This is a genomic window from Streptococcus nasisuis (assembly GCF_040836615.1).
GTDB lineage: Bacteria > Bacillota > Bacilli > Lactobacillales > Streptococcaceae > Streptococcus > Streptococcus suis_V.
Window position 1 is genome coordinate 1,334,041 of sequence record NZ_CP162268.1, and the last position, 19,690, is coordinate 1,353,730.

14 protein-coding genes and 2 pseudogenes are annotated in these 19,690 nt (G+C 37.8%); 15 read left to right on the forward strand and 1 reads right to left on the reverse strand.

The genetic code is table 11. The annotated features are described in order from the left end of the window. Nucleotides 1-18 precede the first annotated feature (18 nt). From fic to AB1F57_RS06770, 5 genes and pseudogenes are all read left to right on the forward strand, one after another. A pseudogene (gene fic / locus AB1F57_RS06750) lies at nt 19-639 on the forward strand (protein adenylyltransferase Fic). 90 nt (nt 640-729) lie between these two features. Next, on the forward strand, nt 730-1,143 hold the full coding sequence (locus tag AB1F57_RS06755) for a YkvA family protein (protein WP_167785344.1): 414 nt from the start codon (nt 730-732) through the stop codon (nt 1,141-1,143). Between the two features lie 541 nt (nt 1,144-1,684). Beyond that, on the forward strand, nt 1,685-4,138 hold the full coding sequence (parC, locus tag AB1F57_RS06760; RefSeq protein WP_367985526.1) for a DNA topoisomerase IV subunit A: 2,454 nt from the start codon (nt 1,685-1,687) through the stop codon (nt 4,136-4,138). 391 nt (nt 4,139-4,529) lie between these two features. After that, nucleotides 4,530-5,207 (forward strand): XRE family transcriptional regulator, encoded by a 678-nt coding sequence (locus AB1F57_RS06765; RefSeq protein WP_167785346.1) that lies wholly within the window; start codon nt 4,530-4,532, stop codon nt 5,205-5,207. An 8-nt stretch (nt 5,208-5,215) separates the two neighbouring features. After that, nucleotides 5,216-5,443 (forward strand): annotated as a pseudogene (locus AB1F57_RS06770) (DNA polymerase); the annotation flags it as partial. 220 nt (nt 5,444-5,663) lie between these two features. Here the strand turns inward: AB1F57_RS06770 and AB1F57_RS06775 are convergent. Next, nucleotides 5,664-6,866, reverse strand: coding sequence for an IS110 family transposase (locus tag AB1F57_RS06775; RefSeq protein ID WP_367985527.1), 1,203 nt, complete (start codon nt 6,864-6,866; stop codon nt 5,664-5,666). 698 nt (nt 6,867-7,564) lie between these two features. Here AB1F57_RS06775 and AB1F57_RS06780 point away from each other — a divergent pair. From AB1F57_RS06780 to AB1F57_RS06825, 10 genes are all read left to right on the forward strand, one after another. Beyond that, entirely contained in the window at nt 7,565-8,716 is a 1,152-nt protein-coding gene (locus AB1F57_RS06780; protein WP_167785347.1) for an iron-containing alcohol dehydrogenase, read from the forward strand. 944 nt (nt 8,717-9,660) lie between these two features. Beyond that, nucleotides 9,661-10,620 carry a DUF6017 domain-containing protein gene (locus AB1F57_RS06785; protein WP_167785348.1) on the forward strand — a complete coding sequence of 320 codons (960 nt, stop codon included), beginning with the start codon at nt 9,661-9,663 and terminating at the stop codon, nt 10,618-10,620. Further along, nucleotides 10,617-13,169 carry a G5 domain-containing protein gene (locus AB1F57_RS06790; protein ID WP_367985528.1) on the forward strand — a complete coding sequence of 851 codons (2,553 nt, stop codon included), beginning with the start codon at nt 10,617-10,619 and terminating at the stop codon, nt 13,167-13,169. The genes AB1F57_RS06785 and AB1F57_RS06790 overlap by 4 nt, the downstream gene beginning before the upstream one ends. Beyond that, nucleotides 13,159-13,653: a PcfB family protein gene (locus AB1F57_RS06795; protein ID WP_167785350.1), complete on the forward strand. Its 495-nt coding sequence runs from the start codon at nt 13,159-13,161 to the stop codon at nt 13,651-13,653. Before AB1F57_RS06790 ends, AB1F57_RS06795 begins: the two co-directional genes overlap by 11 nt. Nucleotides 13,654-13,664: 11 nt before the next feature. Next, nucleotides 13,665-15,452: a VirD4-like conjugal transfer protein, CD1115 family gene (locus AB1F57_RS06800; RefSeq protein WP_170243554.1), complete on the forward strand. Its 1,788-nt coding sequence runs from the start codon at nt 13,665-13,667 to the stop codon at nt 15,450-15,452. Between the two features lie 73 nt (nt 15,453-15,525). Continuing rightward, on the forward strand, nt 15,526-15,834 hold the full coding sequence (locus AB1F57_RS06805) for a single-stranded DNA-binding protein (RefSeq protein ID WP_160863632.1): 309 nt from the start codon (nt 15,526-15,528) through the stop codon (nt 15,832-15,834). Beyond that, the gene (locus AB1F57_RS06810; protein WP_014637003.1) at nt 15,834-16,049 is read left to right on the forward strand and encodes a Maff2 family mobile element protein; all 216 of its coding nucleotides are present in this window, start codon (nt 15,834-15,836) and stop codon (nt 16,047-16,049) included. Before AB1F57_RS06805 ends, AB1F57_RS06810 begins: the two co-directional genes overlap by 1 nt. Before the next feature lie 8 nt (nt 16,050-16,057). Further along, on the forward strand, nt 16,058-16,921 hold the full coding sequence (locus tag AB1F57_RS06815; RefSeq protein WP_024380858.1) for a VirB6/TrbL-like conjugal transfer protein, CD1112 family: 864 nt from the start codon (nt 16,058-16,060) through the stop codon (nt 16,919-16,921). A 12-nt stretch (nt 16,922-16,933) separates the two neighbouring features. Continuing rightward, the gene (locus AB1F57_RS06820; RefSeq protein ID WP_167785351.1) at nt 16,934-17,302 is read left to right on the forward strand and encodes a PrgI family protein; all 369 of its coding nucleotides are present in this window, start codon (nt 16,934-16,936) and stop codon (nt 17,300-17,302) included. After that, complete coding sequence (locus tag AB1F57_RS06825) at nt 17,259-19,688, forward strand: VirB4-like conjugal transfer ATPase, CD1110 family (RefSeq protein ID WP_367985529.1); 2,430 nt, start codon at nt 17,259-17,261, stop codon at nt 19,686-19,688. The genes AB1F57_RS06820 and AB1F57_RS06825 overlap by 44 nt, the downstream gene beginning before the upstream one ends. The last annotated feature ends 2 nt before the right edge of the window (nt 19,689-19,690 follow it).

Here is a 19,690-nt window from a genome sequence, read left to right on the forward strand (position 1 = left end):
ACGGTTTTAGAAAATAAGTTGGGGCTGATAGATTCGTTAGATTTAGCAAAGTCAGAGGAAAAAATCAGTAAAGAAAAAGCAAAGAGATTGTTTGAAGAGAATAGTTTGGCGGATAAGAAGGCTGGTAGGTTTGAAACGCTATCCTTTATCCACCAATTTCTCTTTGAAGATATTTATGACTTTGCCGGCAAGATTCGAATGGTCAATATTGCCAAGGGTGGCTTTCGATTTGCTCCGCTCATGTATCTGCATTCATAGTTGGAGACGATTGAACAAATGCTTCAGGCGACATTTGACGAGACGTTGAAAAATACGTAGAGATGAATATAGCTTATCCCTTTTGTGAAGGAAATGGTATATGGGTACATTGTACCCGCTCCGATAAACAAGTCAAATATGAGACTCTGGTTGGACCATTTGCTAAAAGCAGAGCTAGGCAAGGTCATAGACTGGTCAAAAGTTGGTAAGGAAGATTATCTTCTTGCTATGGAAAGAAGTCTTATACGAGATATGGTGATTAAGTATATATTGGGAAATGCTTGGACAGGTGATATTGATAGTAGAGAACTGCATATGAAAGGTATCGACCATTCCTGCTACTACGAAGATTACAATCTTTATCGGACAGAAGATTTGTAAACGTTCATATCATTTCAACGAGGTGTTTCATACCCCTGAGAATAAAATTAGTGACTATTCTCCGTAAAAAACTAAGATTAAGGAAAAAGAATGAAAAAAAGATTTACAAAAAAACAGGCGGTTCAAGAACTTCAAAAAGGCTATCAAAAGGCAGAAAATCTCTTAAAGGATGATGCCAAGATAGAGACGTTTTTGGAGAAAATTGAAAGAAAACTCAAGTGGATCCCATTTTTAGCGCAGGAATTTAAGAACATTCCTATCATGATTAGCATGGTGAGAAGTTATTTGAAACGGGATTACACCAAAATTCCTAAGCGGACCATCCTTGCCATTGTCAGTGCCTTAATTTATTTTCTGTCGCCAATTGACGTTGTGCCAGACTGGATTCCTTTCTTTGGTCAAATGGACGATGCTCTGGTCATTGCCACCTGCTGGAACTGGGTTAACAAGGATATTGAAGACTATCGCGCTTGGAAGAAGACACGCTCGGTTGGGAATGACTAGAAATAGTCTTTGAAATTGGCTAAGAAAAACGCAAATCAGAACGCTAGCGAGCCTAGCGAGCCAATTCTGACACTTTCCGCCGGGTAGAGAGAAAGGGAGTGGGAAAGAACTCGACCAGTCTAAAAAGAGTTCGTCTTCCCACCCCCGCACAGTTGATTAGGTCAGATTTGGAGTGTGAAACACGAACAAATCTGCCAATCAACCACTGCGCTGAGATGTTGACACGAACTCTGAGAAGCGAGGCTGGACTTTCTGCCCAGACTCTTCGAGAGAATTTGAAAGACCCTGGGCTTTCAAATTAGCCATGAAACTGCGTAGCAGGTTGCCGGCGTCCTAAGCACTTAAGGAAAAGTGCCAAAAAAGAAAGATAAACTTTCCGACAAGAAACAAAGAAAGGAATGTTCAGCTAGTCTATCTAACTGAACACGGGACTAAATGTCTAGGAAAAAAGATAAAACTATCTAGACGGAATCGTCATTTCTGGTTTTCCTATTTTCTACGACATTTTTCGCAAGCGAATCGTCCCTTTGTATCTTAATTTATGTCTAATATTCAACACATGTCCCTCGAGGACATCATGGGAGAGCGTTTTGGTCGCTACTCCAAGTACATTATTCAAGAGCGGGCTTTGCCGGACATTCGAGACGGTCTCAAGCCTGTTCAACGTCGTATTCTTTATTCGATGAATAAGGACGGCAACACCTTTGACAAGGGCTACCGTAAGTCTGCCAAGTCAGTCGGGAATATCATGGGGAATTTCCACCCACACGGTGATTCCTCTATTTATGATGCCATGGTCCGCATGAGTCAGGATTGGAAGAACCGCGAGATTTTGGTGGAGATGCACGGAAATAATGGTTCTATGGATGGTGATCCACCGGCTGCCATGCGTTATACCGAGGCTCGTTTGTCTGAGGTGGCTGGCTATCTGCTAGCGGACATTGAGAAAAAGACCGTGCCATTTGCCTGGAACTTTGACGATACGGAAAAAGAACCCACTGTGCTACCAGCTGCCTTCCCTAATCTCTTGGTCAATGGTGCGACGGGAATTTCAGCTGGGTATGCGACTGACATCCCGCCGCATAATCTAGCGGAGGTCATCGATGCCGTTGTCTATATGATTGATCATCCAACAGCTAGCTTGGACAAGCTCATGGAGTTCTTGCCTGGACCAGACTTCCCAACAGGTGCCATTATCCAAGGGGCTGATGAGATTAAGAAAGCCTACGAGACGGGTAAGGGTCGTGTAGTGGTTCGTAGCCGTTGTGAAATTGAGAACCTCAAGGCTGGCAAGAAACAAATTGTGGTCACAGAAATTCCTTACGAAGTCAATAAGGCGGTCTTGGTCAAGAAGATTGACGATGTTCGAGTCAATAATAAGGTGCCGGGCATTGCAGAAGTGCGTGACGAGTCAGACCGGACGGGCTTGCGAATTGCCATTGAACTGAAAAAAGATAGTGACGAGCAGACCATCCTCAATTATCTCTACAAGTACACGGATCTGCAAATCAATTACAACTTCAACATGGTGGCCATTGACAACTTTACCCCGCGTCAGGTTGGCTTGCAGAAAATTCTGTCTAGTTACATAGCCCATCGTCGTGAGATTATCGTTGCTCGGTCGAAATTTGACAAGGAAAAGTCTGAGAAACGCCTGCATATCGTTGAGGGCTTAATTCGCGTTATTTCTATCTTGGATGAAGTCATTGCTCTCATCCGTGCCTCTGAAAATAAGGCTGATGCCAAGGAAAACCTTAAAGTCAGCTATGATTTCTCAGAAGAACAGGCCGAGGCGATTGTGACCTTGCAGCTTTACCGTTTGACCAATACGGACATTGTCACCTTGGAAAATGAAGAAAATGCCCTGCGAGAACAAATTGCGACTCTTGCGGCCATTATTGGTGATGAGAAAACCATGTTCAATCTGATGAAGAAAGAATTGCGTGAGGTCAAGAAAATCTTTGCCAATCCGCGTCGTTCGGAATTGCAGGACCAAGCAGAGTCTATCGAGATTGACACGGCTAGTCTCATTGTCGAAGAGGAAACCTTTGTCAGCGTGACCAAGGCAGGTTATATCAAGCGGACCAGTCCACGTTCCTTCAACGCCTCTACGCTGGAAGAAATGGGTAAACGGGACGATGACCAGCTGGTATTCTTGCAACAGGCTAAGACGACCCAGCATCTCTTACTCTTTACTAATCTGGGCAATGCCATCTACCGACCTGTCCATGAATTGACGGATATTCGTTGGAAGGATATTGGCGAGCACCTCAGCCAGACCCTGATGAATTTTGACAATCATGAAGAGATTATCTACGCTGAATTGGTTGAGAATTTTGAAGAGGGGACTTATTTCGCGGCGACCAAATACGGTCAAATCAAGCGCTTTGAGCGGAAGGAGTTCACACCTTGGCGGACTTACAAGTCCAAGTCAACCAAGTATGCCAAACTTAAAGATGACGAAGATGTGGTTATTACTGTATCGCCTGTAGATATGGACGACATCATGCTCATCACTGAGAAGGGCTACGCTCTGCGATTTAACATAGAAGAAGTGTCAGTCATCGGTGCCAAGGCTGCCGGTGTCAAAGCGGTCAACCTCAAGGATGGTGACACCGTAGCAAGCGTCTTTATCAGCAATACTAGCTCGATTTATCTCTTGACGCAGCGCGGTAGTCTCAAGCGGATGGCGACTGATGATATTCCTGTGACCAGTCGTGCCAAGCGTGGTCTGCAGGTCTTGCGTGAGCTGAAGAGTAAGCCCCACCGTGTCTTTGCGGCCGGTCCAGTGCTGACGGACCAGGGTGATTTCGACCTCTTTAGCACGGCAAATGAAGATGAAACGACAAGTCAAATCCTTCACGTTCAGTCCAAAACAGGCAAACTCTATGAGATTGATGTGACCCAGCTCAGTCTGTCCGAACGCACCAGCAACGGTAGCTTTATCTCAGAAACCATTTCTGATGAGGAAGTGTTGACTGCTTGGGTCAAATAGGAGAAAAAAAGTGAAGAAGAAATACCTTGTACTCCTGATTCTGATAGCAGTTATGGTTTTGACATTGCTTGCCATGAAGAACTTTCCTGCTTTTGAGGAATGGCTTCATCAGCTGATTGGTTGGTACTAAATTCTGTGAAAGTGTGAATCACCAGAAACTGTAATGAACAAAAGAAAGCGTGCCACTGAGAAGACCATTTTGGTCTTCTCTTTTTATATATTAAATAGAAACCTTGGTAAATCATGCTTTGTATATGGTTTTTATGCAATGAATAAGTTTGAGCTAGAGAGTCTATATATAAATAGTGGAAAGAAATAGAAAAAACTTGTCAGAAAACAGAATATTTTGTATAATATAGTTACTTTATAAAGAAACTTATTGAGGTGAAGGATGTTTTCAGGGGAGCGTTTGCGAGCGATTCGTTTGGTCAATGAGATGACGCAGGAAAATCTGGGGAAGTTAGTTGGTGTCGGGAAGGTGACGATTTCTAAGTGGGAATCGGAGACGACGGTTCCCAATGCTAAGCATTTGCGGGCGTTGGAAGAAACATTTTTGGTGGAGATGGGATATTTTGATGCAGATTTTGATCTATTGTCTGTCTACCATCAGTTGACCAGTGGTCATCAAGGTAAGGTGAAGCGTTACTCACAGCGTTTGTTGGAGGAACAAGAACAGTCTGTACAATTTGTGGCCTATCAGGTTCGAACAAATATTTTGCTGTCTGCAGGAACTGGTGAGATCTTTGAGGATGAGTTTGAGACAGAAACGGTCTATTTTGATAGAGAGATGGACCATGACGTGGCGACTTGGATTAAGGGTAATTCCATGGAGCCCATGTTCCAATCAGGAGAGGTAGCACTTATCAAGGAGACTGGTTTTGATTATGACGGTGGTATTTATGCCATTGTCTGGTTCGGCCATACCTATATCAAGCGTGTCTATCGGGAAGAAAAAGGTTTCCGTCTTGTATCCATTAATCCAGACCATCCGGACAAGTTTGCCTTTTATGAAGATCAGCCCAAAATTGTTGGAAAGGTTGTTGGCCATTTTATGCCATTAGTAGTATAGGAGGGGATATGGGGCTGATTGATTATTTCAGGGAGCCGATATCAGATATTGCCTTTGTTGATATGAAGTCCTTTTATGTCTCGATAGAATGTGTTGAACGTGGTCTAAACCCCTTGACAACTTCCTTATGTGTCCTCAGTCGAGATGGCCACTCAAATGGGTTAATCCTAGCAAGCTCGCCTGTTTTTAAGCAGGTATTTGGTCGCGATAATGTCGGAAGGACTCATGAATTGCCTTTATCTACACTTTGAATTGAGTTGCATTTTAGCAACTCATTTTTTCTACCATTTGTCAAGTCCATCAAGGTATTTGACGAAAAATATTTTGAGTTCAATAGTCAAAATAAGGAAATTGTTTTCTTTTGGACTAAAGTTTAGTGAAAAAAGTGTATACAAAACCAACACCTTATGTTGAAATTTTTTGATAAGGTGTTACAATGATAGAGCATAAACAGTTTTATCGATTTTGGGTTGAAGCGTAATCGTAAAGTTTGTTATGCATAATGAGGTAATACATTGTCCGAATGAGTCGATGTATGGAGGCAATCGTGTGTGGCTTGGTTGAAGTCGTTTGCGATTGTCTTTTTCGTTTCTCATAAAAGTCTGCGATATGGCAAGGATTAGTGTGACTAGCTGAAGCGATATTGTGAATGCACTTGAACAGAATCTTTCTAGCGTAGGGATTGCCACGCTTGGTAATGTGCTCCTTAGCGAGGAAGCTTCCAGATTCATAGTGTCTTAGGTCAATACCGATAAAGGCATTGATTTGATTGGCAGACTGAAAACGGCGAATATCTCCCAGTTCGCCAATAATACTTGTTGCAGTCGTCTCAGCGATACCAGGAATAGAAAGCAGAATCTCATATTCTGGTAATGGCTGAGCTAGTTCCACCATTTCGTCTAAGACAGTTTGTCTCTGTTCAGAAAGTCTAAGCAATTCTTTTGCATAGTAACGCACCTCTTCCATGATCGGAGAGGTTTTCTTAACGGCACAATAAGATTGATTAGCTAGTGCTGTCAGCTTCTCAACTAAGTAAGCCACACGCTTGTCAGAAATCCGTTTTGAAGTGGACAGACGGATGCTCTTTGAGAGTTCATCCTTGCTTAACTCAAGCACGAAGTCCTTGCAAGGAAAAGCTATAACTAAGTTCCAGTATTGTTCCCCAGTTGGTGTTGACAAGATAGTTTCCAATTCAGGGAAAGTGACCTGTAAGACCTTGTGCAGGCGGTTTTTAGCTCGAACGATGTCCTCAGTTAAGTTCTGATAGAATCGACTGAGATCCCGCAAGTTTTGGTAGACTTCTTCTTGGACATACGTCGATTTACGATTCAGTACAAACTGAGATTGAGCTAGTTTTTCGGCGTCAATTTGATCTGTTTTTCTCACACGCAAGCTATCCAGTTGCTTCTTGGCTTCTAAGGGATTGAGTCGTGTATAAGCGTAGCTATGTTCATCCAGAAAAGCTTGAAGACGACGAGAATAGACGCCTGTTGCTTCAAAGATGATTTCTGGCTTGTGGACGGTTTTCAAATCGCCAAGTAGCCGAGAAAAGCCAATGGCATCATTGGACATGGTGTAGTTATGAACCTTCTCGCCGTTGACTAGAATGGCTACTTCTGAACTTACCTTACTCACGTCAATCCCAAATACTACTCGCATGATATTACCTCTTTGTCTTGAATGATTCCTTGTTTTAGTGATGTCATTTTCAATACTCGACGTCTGGCGTCCCACATACTTTGATAACATTCTTTCTAAAACAGGTGCCTTGCCAGTTTTTGATGCGACGTCTAGCGTCAAAAGAGTTCTCGACTTAACAAGACACCTCTACTTTATCATAAAGAAAAAGTAGTGAGTACTTTCTCCCGTCGGAGATTTCCTCACTACTAATCTTAGTATGTTTTTGATCTTAGTCAATTCAATTGGGTTGAAATCCGCTGAATTTTGATTTATAGGCTGGGAACAATTATATATTTAGTCGAAACCAGAATAGGCAAGAAAGATTTCCGATGGAGTTTTGGATGCAACCATTTACAAAAGTTCTTGAATCTGAATTGGGACATTCATTAGTTGAGATGCAAAAGAGTAGGAAGTAATTTTATAAAACAGGCTATTTTAGAGAGTAACGGAAGTTTTAAATAGCTCAATCAAATGGTATAAACTATAGATGCTAAATTATTAGAATAGTGTACCAAACTTCCGTATCAAATTTTGTATCTCAATGTTTCAATATAGAAACAGTATATGTTTTATAGCATCTTATCATGTGTTTTTTTTAACAAACTATTGCAATTTGAATGGAAATCGCGTATAATTAAAATACAATATATCAATAAAATAATTAAAAGGAGTAGCGTATGTCAACATTTTATGTACCTTCTGTAAACCTAATTGGTCGTGGTGTTATCAATGAATTTGGTACACATGTGGCAGAGTTGGGTTTCAAAAAAGCACTGGTTGTGACGGATCATTTTATTGCCTCAAGCGATATTTTGCCGAAAGTTACGGCATCATTAGAGGCAGCATCGATAGATTTCGTTGTCTTCAAAGAAGTTGACCCAAATCCTTCTACGAAAAATGTATACGATGGTTTAGCAGTTTTAAAAGAAAATGAGTGTGACTTTATTGTTTCTGTGGGTGGAGGATCACCTCAGGATGCAGCGAGCTGTATCTCTGTTATGGCAACAAATGATAAGTCTCCACAAGAACTTGAAGGTCTCCATAAATCAGATCATAAAGGTCTACCTGTAGTAGCGATTAATACAACTGCAGGGACATCGGCTGAGATTACCATTAACTATGTCATCACTGACGAAGAACGCAAAGTAAAAATGGTTATGGTTGACAAAAACAGTCTCGCACTCATGTCGGTTAATGACCCAGAGCTCATGTTAACGAAACCAGCTGATTTAACTGCCGCAACTGGTATGGATGCGTTAACACACGCTATTGAGGCCTTAGTAACACCAGGAGCTTACGATGTAACAAAGAAACTTTCCATTGGTGCTATTGAATTAATCAATGAACACTTGCCAAAAGCAGTAGCTGATGGTCAGGATATTGTAGCACGTGAAGCTATGGTGAATGCAATCTTCCTGGGAGGGATGGCCTTCAATAATGCAGGACTTGGCTACGTACATTCGATGGCTCACCAGCTAGGAGCTGTCTACCACTTGCCACATGGTGTTTGCTGTGCGATGTTGCTCCCAATTATTGAACGTGAAAATGCAAAACGAGTTCCAGCTGCCTTCCGAGATGTTGCCAAGGCATTCGGTCTAGTAACAGTTGGTAAGACTGATGAAGAATGTGCAACTTTTGCTATTGAGAATATTGAACGACTGTCAGAAACAGTAGGTATTCCAAAAAAATTAACAGAATTAAACATCAAGGAAGAGGAATTTGATTTTGAATACCTATCTAAGAACGCTCTCCTAGATGCCTGTGCACCAGGGAATCCATTTATGCCAACTTTAGAAGAGACAATAGCTTTTTATAGAGAATTGTTCTAATACATATCTGAACATTAACAAAGACCTGTGGGTAACTACAGGTCTTTTTGGATAGAGTGTAGTTTCGAATGTGCCCTTATATGGGACTTCAAATTTGAATGTTAAAAGAATAAAAAGTAACAAATGTTAGAGAGTTAGTGTAGCGATAAAGAATCAACAGTCAAATTAACGAGTTGAATGATCGAATCAATCACATTCGTGTGTAAGAAACTAAAGTTTTTCAAACATGTTCGATTAATTTTCAAAGTAGAAGAATGATTTTCCTCTCGCTGACTAAACTACTTAAGTTGAGGGCTTTCAAGAATTTCACTAATAGAACAAAAACGGCAATAAAGATTAAATCGTGGTATAATAAGAATTAGTTATATTTCTCGAATAGCTATCAGCCACGATATATTTCAGCCAAAATTTCACCTAAAATAAAAAAAAATTTTCAAAAGTTTACCCTGATTTTGAACTTTTGACTATTAAGAAAAAGGTAAAGTATTGGCATATGAACTGTCATGGTAATCGAAATTTTGGTGCCTATTTGGTGCCTAGATGAAAAATTTAGAAGTCGAGGGGCTCAAACCCTTGCTACGAAAGGATTTTCACTACATGGCAATTATTCAATGGTTTATTGGACATGTATGTAAAGCCAATAAAATTGAAAGAAAATTTGGTACCTTTTTTTAGAATTAACTCAGCGTAAAAGCCTGATTCTACGGGCTTTTTTAGCTTTCCTTTATAATTTTTTAACATTTTGACTTACACTAAAGAATTAGTAAGTATATTGCTATTTAATCAAATATTCTCAATACTTTTAACTATTTTTGGTTTATTTTTTGGTTTGATTATATCAATAACTCTCTTAAATCTATCATGCATCATTCGTTTTAAACTTATCGAGCAATCAAAATTCTTCTGGTTGCTTTTCTTTTTAAAGAATTTTATAGGAGGTGTCTATGAATGCTCTCTTGTTTGATGAGCGACCTATTGTCGCAAATCCTGTCTTGGCCAGAGAAATAGGTTTGAATGAAGCAATTGTACTCCAACAAATAAATTTCTGGCTAGAAGTAAATAAACAAAATGGGAAAAATTTCCACGATGGTAGATATTGGACATATAATTCGATTCGGGCTTGGCATGAGTCCGATTTTTCATATCTTAGTTATGAAACAGTTAAGAGGACTTTTTCAAAACTCGAAAAAGCAGGTTTTCTTTTAACTGCTAATTACAATAAAGATCCAAGAGATAAAACCAAGTGGTATTCATTGGACTTAGAAAAAATTTTTGAATTACAGGAGATGGTAAAAATAAAAAGAAATCAAATTGCAGAGAAAGCATTGGATGAAGGAATAAATTCTACATTAACCAATGCATTAGGTCAAAATGACCCAATGGAAAAGTTCAATTTGACCCAATGCACTCGTTCTAAAAGTTCTACTGCATTAGTTCAGAATGACCCAATGCATGGTGTCAATTTGAACCAACCATTACCAAATAATACAACAAATAATACAACAGATGTTACTTCATTTTATATCAATCAATCTATTGAAGAGGGGGATGAACTTGAGAAATTAAAGAAACAAGTACAGTATGAATTATTAGTACAGTCAGGGTGTCGAGAAAAATTATGTGAATGGGATGAGGTTTTACCAGTTATTGCTGATGTGTTTTATCAGCATGATGGAACAATTTCAATCAATCAGATGCGATTGCCGATTGACTTTGTAAAAGATAGATTTAGACAGCTGACAATGTATCATATTGACTACATCTGCGAGTGTTTATCAAAGGTCGATACAAACATTCGAAATATCCGTGCTTATATTTTAACAACAGCTTTTAATGCACCTCAGACTATTGGTGCCTATTATTCAAACCAAGTGAAACAAGATTTTGGAGGAAATAACTTATGATTTCAAAAAAATGTAAATTTTGTCTGCGTAAATTAACAATTGGACTGGTTTCTCTTTCCATAGGACTTATATGTCTTAATTCCACACAACTTTCACCTGTAAATTCATTTACAGTATATGCCAATGAAGTAATTTCTCATCGAAATGATGTAGACGGGAGTAGTAAAGATTGGGGTACTCTAAATGGGAATCAATTCGTTGTTGATTATACAGATACAAGTTTGGAGATTTCTAAGGGGGCACATTCGAGCCTTACTGAGAATTATCAGGCTATTCGTATTCCTGAAGCTTATACATACAAATTATTATTCAATGGACAACCTAAAACTTTGTCAGATTTTAGGCGTGATAAACTCGGTAAGCTAATCGCAGAGATTGATGGACGTGAAGTTCCATTATTAGATTATGGAATGGTTGAATATCAATTGAACCGTTATTTAGGTCAAGATATTTATAATATATACGGGAACCTTTCTTACACTGCATATGCTTTTCTAACAACTCGAAATTCTCATCACGGGTATTTTGAATTGACAGAAGCAGACAATGTACTGGATACAAATGGTCAATTAGTCACAGGATTTTTTCAGACTCCACAATACTATGAAATGGCTTCAGCATATCAGAAATCAAATGCAGGCTATTTAAAAGTGCAGGTTGGTGACAAGGAGTTATCAACTAACATCATTGATGGTAGACTAAAGGGGTTGAAATCAGCTACTAAAAAATATTTCTTAGTTTTAAATAGTGAGTTTTCAATAGAACCACAAACAGGGAAATCAATTAAGCATTTGAAAGAACTTACTGAAGAGGAAGTTCAGCAATTGAATGTGACCGACCAAAAAGTAAATTCAAATATTGAATTTATAATTGACGGAAAAACATACAAGACGAGTGGAAGAATCAACTCATGGAAAAACTCTACAATCAATCCGTTAAAAACTCGTCTTGCAATTATGTCGATTGGTGATGGAAGCAACCTACATGGATTTGATTTATTTGCTTCTAATCACAACTATATTGAGGCTGTTGAAAAAGTTGATAACACTCCTGTTATTCCTGAATCAATTTCTAAGAAAATTGAGTTTGTAACAGAGGATGGAGAAAAAGTTGGTGACGGCCATACAATAACCGGCAACAGAGGGGATGAGGTAACACTTGAAGTGACACCACCTAATGGATATGTGTTTGCAAGTATTCCTCCAACAAGAATTTTACTAAAAGATAATAGCCCATATCAAATTATTGTGAATGAGGTAGTTGGCCAGGAGACTGTTGAAAGGAAAGAGGAAATAAACTACCAGGTAATACGTCAAGAAAATTCAGAAATGTATGAAGATGAAGAAGTTATTGTTAGTAAAGGTAGTAAAGGTATCAGAATAATTCAAGAAACATTCGAAACAAGAAAAGGTACTAGAACACAAAAATTGCTTGATACGAAAACTATTATAAATAAAGAAGCGGTAGACGAAATCATTCAGTATGGGACGAAACAAATTGAAGATGAACAAGTAATAACAAGGACAGAGATTGTACCATTCGATGTAATTGAAGAATCAGATCCAAATATGTATGAAGGTGAAGTTGTAATTGTTACTGAGGGTCAGAACGGTGAGGTAACTATTCATGACCACTATAAAACGTTTAAGGGTGTAAGAGATCCTGAACCATTTAATTCAGAATCTACTGAAACGAAAATAAAAGTTAATAAGGTTGTAAGAATTGGAACTAAGAAAATAGAAGGAGAGACTACTGAAAAAAACAGTGTAATAGCCCCATTTGGAGTTCTTGTTGAGGAAGATGATTCGTTGTTTGAGGATGAGCGAATTATTGTGAGAAATGGCGTTCCAGGGCTTGTAGATTTAGTTACAACTTACAAGACAAACAAGGGGGAGAAGGTTGGTGACCCAATCAATATATCTGAAAATGTTGTAAAAGCACCAGTTGATGAAGTGGTCAAAGTGGGAACAAAACCAATAGAATCTATCACTAGTTCTGAAAAATTGCTTGATATTCCATTCGAAGTGGAGAAAAAAATAGATGACACACTTGAAGAAGGTATTGAGAAAACTATTCAAGAAGGTAAAAACGGTCAGAAAAGAGTGATTGTTGTTACGAATTACCTAAGAGGTGTTCAAAATGGTGACGTCCAAATTGAAGAGGAAGTCATTTTGGAACCAGTAAAAGAAATAATATTGGTTGGTACAAAGAAGGTACAAAAACAGAATCAAACTCCGAACAAAAACGAGACTGATGATAATTCAAAATCTCCAATCCTACCACAGGTAACAGAGAGTGAAAATGGTAAACCAAAAAATCAAGAGTCCAATCGATCTGTATCAGATTATCCAGAGAAATCTAAAAAGAAACTTAGTCAAACGCAAGCGAATGGTAATGACAATTCTGGCAAGAAAATAGTGGCTGAAAAATTGCCCGAAACTGGTGATACAGTTGTAAATCCTTTTCTAGTCATAGTAAGCAGTTTATTGTGCCTAGTTACTTCAATAGGGATGATAATGTGGAAGGATAAGAAGTCAGATGATAAATGAGGATGTTGGAAATCGTTTAGTTACATTAAATCTTCGTCTGGCGAAGGTATCAGCTAAATTGATAGTAGCAGCTTTAAAAGTATTGGCTAAGGAGGCAGAATCAAAAAAGTTATCAGTTAAACAATATTTATCACAAAAAAGTGAACAAGGAGAGGTTCCTTTAAAATATTTGGTAGGCAAGGGAACTCTAGAGAATATTCCTATGAAGCAGCCTGAATTACTTGAGTTAAAGAAGGAGTTAAATAAACATGGTGTTCGGTTCTCCATTTTAAGAAACAAAGAGAACAAAAACTTTGAAGTATTTTTTCAAGCGAAAGACACAGCAATTTTAGAACACTCATTCAAACAAGCAGTTCAAAAAGCTGAAAAGAAAGCAAGAATCAAGCAATCAACCTTGAAAAAAATCAAACAGTATCAAAAATCTCTTGGAGAACAGATTATCAAACCGAAAATCAAACAAAAACATCAGGAACAGTCATTATAGGAGGTGATAGGATTGAAGTAATCGAACAAATTAAACTTGACATTCTAAATAGTATTCCAATAGGAGATAGGCGAACACTTATTAAGAGTTTAATTCCCTATCTTCTTTTTTTCTATCTTGGAACCTGTTTAGGCCATCATATCCGAAGTTTTAAAGGGGGTGATGTATTAGATAGGCTATTTCAAGCAATTTTAGAAATTGAATCTATGAGTTGGTTATTCATTCCGAGTTTTGATGATTTGCTACTCGGTTTAGGTTTATCTATAAGCGTTTGGGGAGTGATGTATTCAAAAAAGCATCATGCAAAAAAATTTAGACACGGAGTTGAATATGGTTCTGCAAGATGGGGAGATGGGAAAGATATTCAACCTTATGAGGACCCAATTTTTGAGAATAATATCTTGTTGACAAATAGCGAAAAGCTAACTATGAATTCCCGACCGTCAAACCCAAAGTTTGCCAGAAATAAAAATATTCTGGTGGTAGGTGGCTCAGGCAGTGGTAAGACTAGATTTTTTGTCAAACCCAATCTTATGCAAATGCATTCTAGTTACTGTGTTACTGACCCAAAAGGAACGATAGTTCTAGAATGTGGCAAGATGTTAGAAAACAATGGTTATCAGATAAAAATCTTAAATACTATCAACTTCAATAAATCCATGAAATACAACCCTTTCGCATATTTGAAAAGTGAGAAAGATATTCTCAAGTTAGTTCAGACAATCATTGCAAATACTAAGGGTGAGGGTGAAAAAGCTGGAGAAGATTTTTGGGTCAAGGCTGAGAAACTTTATTACACGGCACTTATTGGTTATATCTACTATGAAAGTCCAAAGGAAGAACAAAACTTTAATACTTTACTTGCAATGTTGGATGCTAGCGAGGTGCGAGAAGATGATGAGAATTTTAAGAATGCTATTGATTATCTATTCTTAGCTTTAGAACGGAAAAAGCCTCATCATTTTGCTGTTAAACAGTACAAAAAGTATAAGTTAGCAGCTGGGAAAACTGCAAAATCAATCTTGATTTCTTGTGGTGCAAGGTTAGCACCTTTTGACATTGAAGAGTTAAGAGAATTGATGAGTGAGGATGAGTTAGAATTGGATACTCTTGGTGACCGAAAAACGGCACTCTTTGTCATTATTTCAGATACAGATGACACATTTAACTTTGTGGTTTCCATTATGTACTCGCAACTATTCAATTTACTCTGTGACAAGGCGGACGATGTTTATGGAGGTCGATTACCAGTACATGTACGTTGCCTATTAGATGAATTTGCCAACATTGGTCTAATTCCACGATTTGAAAAGTTGATTGCTACCATTCGTTCTCGTGAAATTTCTGCTGCTATCATTCTTCAAGCAAAATCTCAACTTAAAGCCATTTATAAAGATAATGCAGATACAATTATCGGAAACTGTGATACCGAGTTATTTCTTGGTGGCAAAGAAGGAACTACTCTGAAAGAATTAGCGGAGAATTTAGGTAAAGAAACAATCGATCTATACAATACTAGTGAAACTAGGTCCAATCAGAAATCATTTGGTCTGAATTATCAGAAACTAGGAAAGGAGCTAATGTCACGCGATGAGTTAAAAGTCATGGATGGTGGAAAATGTATTCTTGAGATTCGTGGTACTCGGCCGTTTTATTCAGATAAGTATGATATTACCAAGCATAAGCATTACAAATTATTAGAGGATTTTGATAAGAGAAACAAGTTTGACATAGAAAAGTATCTCAAGAAAAGAGGCGGAGTCAAACTTTCTGAGAATACAAAGGTTATTCAATTGTAGGAGGTTGCTTATGAGGATTAGAGCACCACCAACATATACAAAACGTAAAGAAAAAAATAGAAAGAGGAAAATTATGGAACATGAAATGATAAATATTAACGCTCATCTTGTAAAAGATGTTGTGTTTTCAAGTTTTGATTCCGAGGACGGAATTGTCCCAGTGGTAAATTTCTCCCTTGTTAAAAAATATGGAAAGGGTAAGGAATACACTAACTGTTCTGCCTATGGTGATAAGGTAGAGATTGCAAAAGAATTTGAAAAGGGAGATCTTATCCATGTTTTCGGTTACTTTAAAGAAAATCGTAAAGGTGATAAGGTATACAAGAATTTTATTGTTAAATCAATGAATAAAATTGAACAAGATGAAATGGAGGTAGAGTAATGGATTTTTTCACACAAGGAGTTGATGTTTTAAAAACATTGGTTATCGCAATTGGCGGTGGTTTAGGTGCCTGGGGCGTTATTAACCTCATGGAAGGTTATGGTAACGATAACCCAGGAGCTAAGTCACAGGGTATCAAGCAACTGATGGCAGGTGGTGGTATTGTGTTAATTGGTTTAAAACTAATTCCTCTGCTTGCTAATTTAATCCAATAGGAGGAGCTATGTTTGATATATTCGGAAAACTAGAAGAGATGATTCAAGAAATTCTTTTGGATATGATAAAAGGGACTTTGACAAGTATGTTTACTGACTTGAATCATCAATTAGACTTTGTATCTGGTCAGGTAGGTCAATCGCCAAGCCAGTTCAATGCTGAAGTGTTTTCCTTTATCAAACACATTAATGATAGTGTCGTACTACCAATAGCTGGTTTGGTAATTACAGCTGTATTATGTTTAGAATTGATCCAAGTAGTGATGCAAAAGAACAATATGGCAGAAGTTGATACGTTTGAATTTTTCAAATATGTCATTAAGATGTGGGTTGCAGTATACTTGGTATCGCATGCTTTTGAATTTGCCATGGCAGCATTTGATATGGGACAGCACATGATTGGACAAGCAACAGGAGTCATTCATGGCGAAACATCTATATCATCCGAACAGATTACAGCAATGGTTGATAGTTTAAAAGATAAGAATATTGGTGAATTAGCTGGTATTGTTTTTGAACTTCAAGCGGTTAAGCTAACGATACAGATTATTTCCTTAATCATTCTTATCATCACTTATGGAAGAATGTTCGAAATTTATGCTTATAGTTCGGTTGCTGCCTTGCCATTTGCTACACTTGGCAATAGGGAGTGGGGCCAACTTGGACATAACTACATTCGTGGACTATTCGCGTTGGCTCTGCAAGGTTTGTTCCTCGTTATCTGTTTTGGAATCTATGCGGTATTACTTAGAGGCGTAAAAATGACGGATATTCATATGTCCGTCTTTTCCATTTTAGGTTATACAGTTCTGCTAGGATTCATGATGTTGAAAACTGGTACACTTGCAAGGTCGATTATGAATGCCCACTAGAGAGGAGAGTATATGGCCTACGTTCAAATTCCAAAGGATTTATCCAAGGTAAAAACTAAAATAGCATTTAATTTAACCAAGCGTCAGTTAATTGGTTTTTCATTGGCAGGCTTTGTTAGTCTGCCTGTTTATTTATCAATTAGGGAAAGTGTTGGAAATGATTTGGCAATGTTAGTCTTTATTATTCTTGCTTTCCCTTTCTTATTTTTAACTTTTTATGAAAAAGATGGGTTAACGAGTGAAATCTACCTAAAGTATATTTTCTTACAACAACACTATCAGCCGTGTGTGCGGTATAAAAGAGCACTTAATAAAGCAAAATTCAAGGAGGAGGTACATGAGACCAGAAAGAAAAAGAAAACAAGCACAAGAATTTCTTGAAGTGAAGCAGGCCCAACTAAAAAAGATACAAAAGGAAACAGCAAAACAGGAAGGAAATTCGTTTGTAGCTTCTATAAAATCATTTTTTGAATTAGGTGAAAAATGTTTTACTGTAGAAGATACAATTCCTATTGAGAAAGTGTATGAGAATGGGATTTGTCGACTAACTGATGGCTATTTTACTAAAATGATTGCTTTTGAAGACATCAACTACCAACTAGCATTGGAAGAGCAACGAGATTACATCTTCAATCAGTTTGCTTCATTTTTAAATAGTTTTGATAACAATACCAGATTACAACTCTGTTTTACGAATCAACTTGGAAGGTTAGAAGAATTAGCTGATGCAATTACAATCCCAATTAAAAATGACGGACTTGAGGAAATACGAAGTGAGTTTAGGACTATGCTTCAAAATCAATTGGAGAAAGGAAATAATGGATTAAGGCAGACAAAGTATATCGTTTTTGGTGTAAAAGAGGATTCGTATAGGCAAGCAAAGGTTGTATTATCAAGGCTAGAAATTGACTTACAATCTCATTTAAAAGGGATGGGAATTCGTTCTACTGTATTAAACGGTTTTGAACGTTTGATTGTACTTCATCATATTTTGAACCCGACTGAGCACTTATCTACATTACCTGTTGAATTGGAAAATCGGGATTGTCGTTCTATAATCGTACCAGATAAAATTCACTTTCAGAAGAAGTATTTTTCAATGGATAATGTCCTATGCCAGACTAGTCATGTGCAAATATTAGCATCAGAATTGTCTGATAGATTCTTAACTGAATTACTTTCACTAGAGGAGAATATGGTTCTATCATTGCATATTCATGCCTTGGATCAAGTTGATGCGATAAAGTTAGTCAAACGTAAGTTCACCGATGTTCAACGGATGACGATGGAAGAGCAGAAGAAAGCTTATCGTTCTGGTTATGATTTAGATATTATTCCTTCAGACTTGATGACCTACGGTACTGATTTGAAACACCTATTGAATGATTTACAAAGTCGTGACGAGAAGATGTTTCTCGTTTCGTTTATCATTCTAAACCAAGGATTGTCAAAAGCTAAACTGGACAATGCTGTCTCCCAGTTGGCGACCATCTGCAGTCGCCACAATTGTATGCTGAAATGTTTGGATTACCAACAGGAGCAAGGCTTAATATCAGCACTACCTTTAGGAATGAATTGCATTAAAATAAAGCGGCAATTAACAACTTCAAGCACGGCAGTATTTATTCCGTTTATGACTGAAGAATTATTCATGACCTCTAGTACATCCATCTATTATGGTCTAAATGCCATTAGCCATAACTTAATTATGGCAGACAGAAAGAAACTAAAGAACCCCAATGGTTTAATCTTGGGGACGCCAGGGTCTGGAAAATCATTCTCAGCAAAGCGTGAAATCTCCAATGCTATCTTAGTAACTGATGATGATATTCTCATCTGTGATCCGGAAGGAGAGTATGGTGCTTTAGTTGAAGCATTTGGTGGAGAGGTTATTCATGTATCCGCAAAATCAAAAGATTACCTAAATCCTTTGGATATAAATTTTAACTATGGGGATGGGGATGCACCTTTGAAGGATAAAGCGAATTTTATTATGTCTATGCTTGAATTGGTTGTAGGTGGTTCTGGTTTAACTGCAGCAGAAAAGTCAGTTATCGATAGGTGTCTTCCCAAAATCTATGAAGCGTATTTTGAAAATCCGATACCAAAGAATATGCCAATTTTACAAGACCTATATGAATTATTGTTAAAACAGGAGGAAAGTGTTGGCCGGAAATTAGCGACTGAAATGGAAATTTATGTGACAGGTTCCCTTAATGTTTTCAATCATCGTTCCAATGTTGACTTGAATAAGTCACTCTTATGTTTCGATATTAAAGAGTTAGGAACCCAATTGAAAAAGATTGGTATGTTAGTTATTCAAGACCAGGTATGGAACAAGGTTTCACAAAATAGGCAGAGCCAAAAGTCAACTCGATATTATATTGATGAATTTCACTTACTATTGAAGGAAGAACAAACAGCACAGTATTCTGTTGAAATTTGGAAGAGGTTTCGGAAGTGGGGAGGTATTCCAACTGGATTAACCCAGAACGTGAAGGATTTATTGGCAAGCAAAGAAATTGAAAATGTTTTTGATAACACCGATTTTATCATGATGTTAAACCAGGCTTCTGGCGATAGAGAAATATTAGCTAGAAAGCTAAAAATTTCACCTTATCAGCTAAATTATGTGACAAACTCTAATGCAGGAGAGGGGCTACTATTATTTGGGAATACCATTGTCCCATTCTTAGACCAATTTCCTAAGAATACAATATTGTATCAAAAGATGACTACCAAACCAGAGGAGGTCAAGAAAGGCTAGGT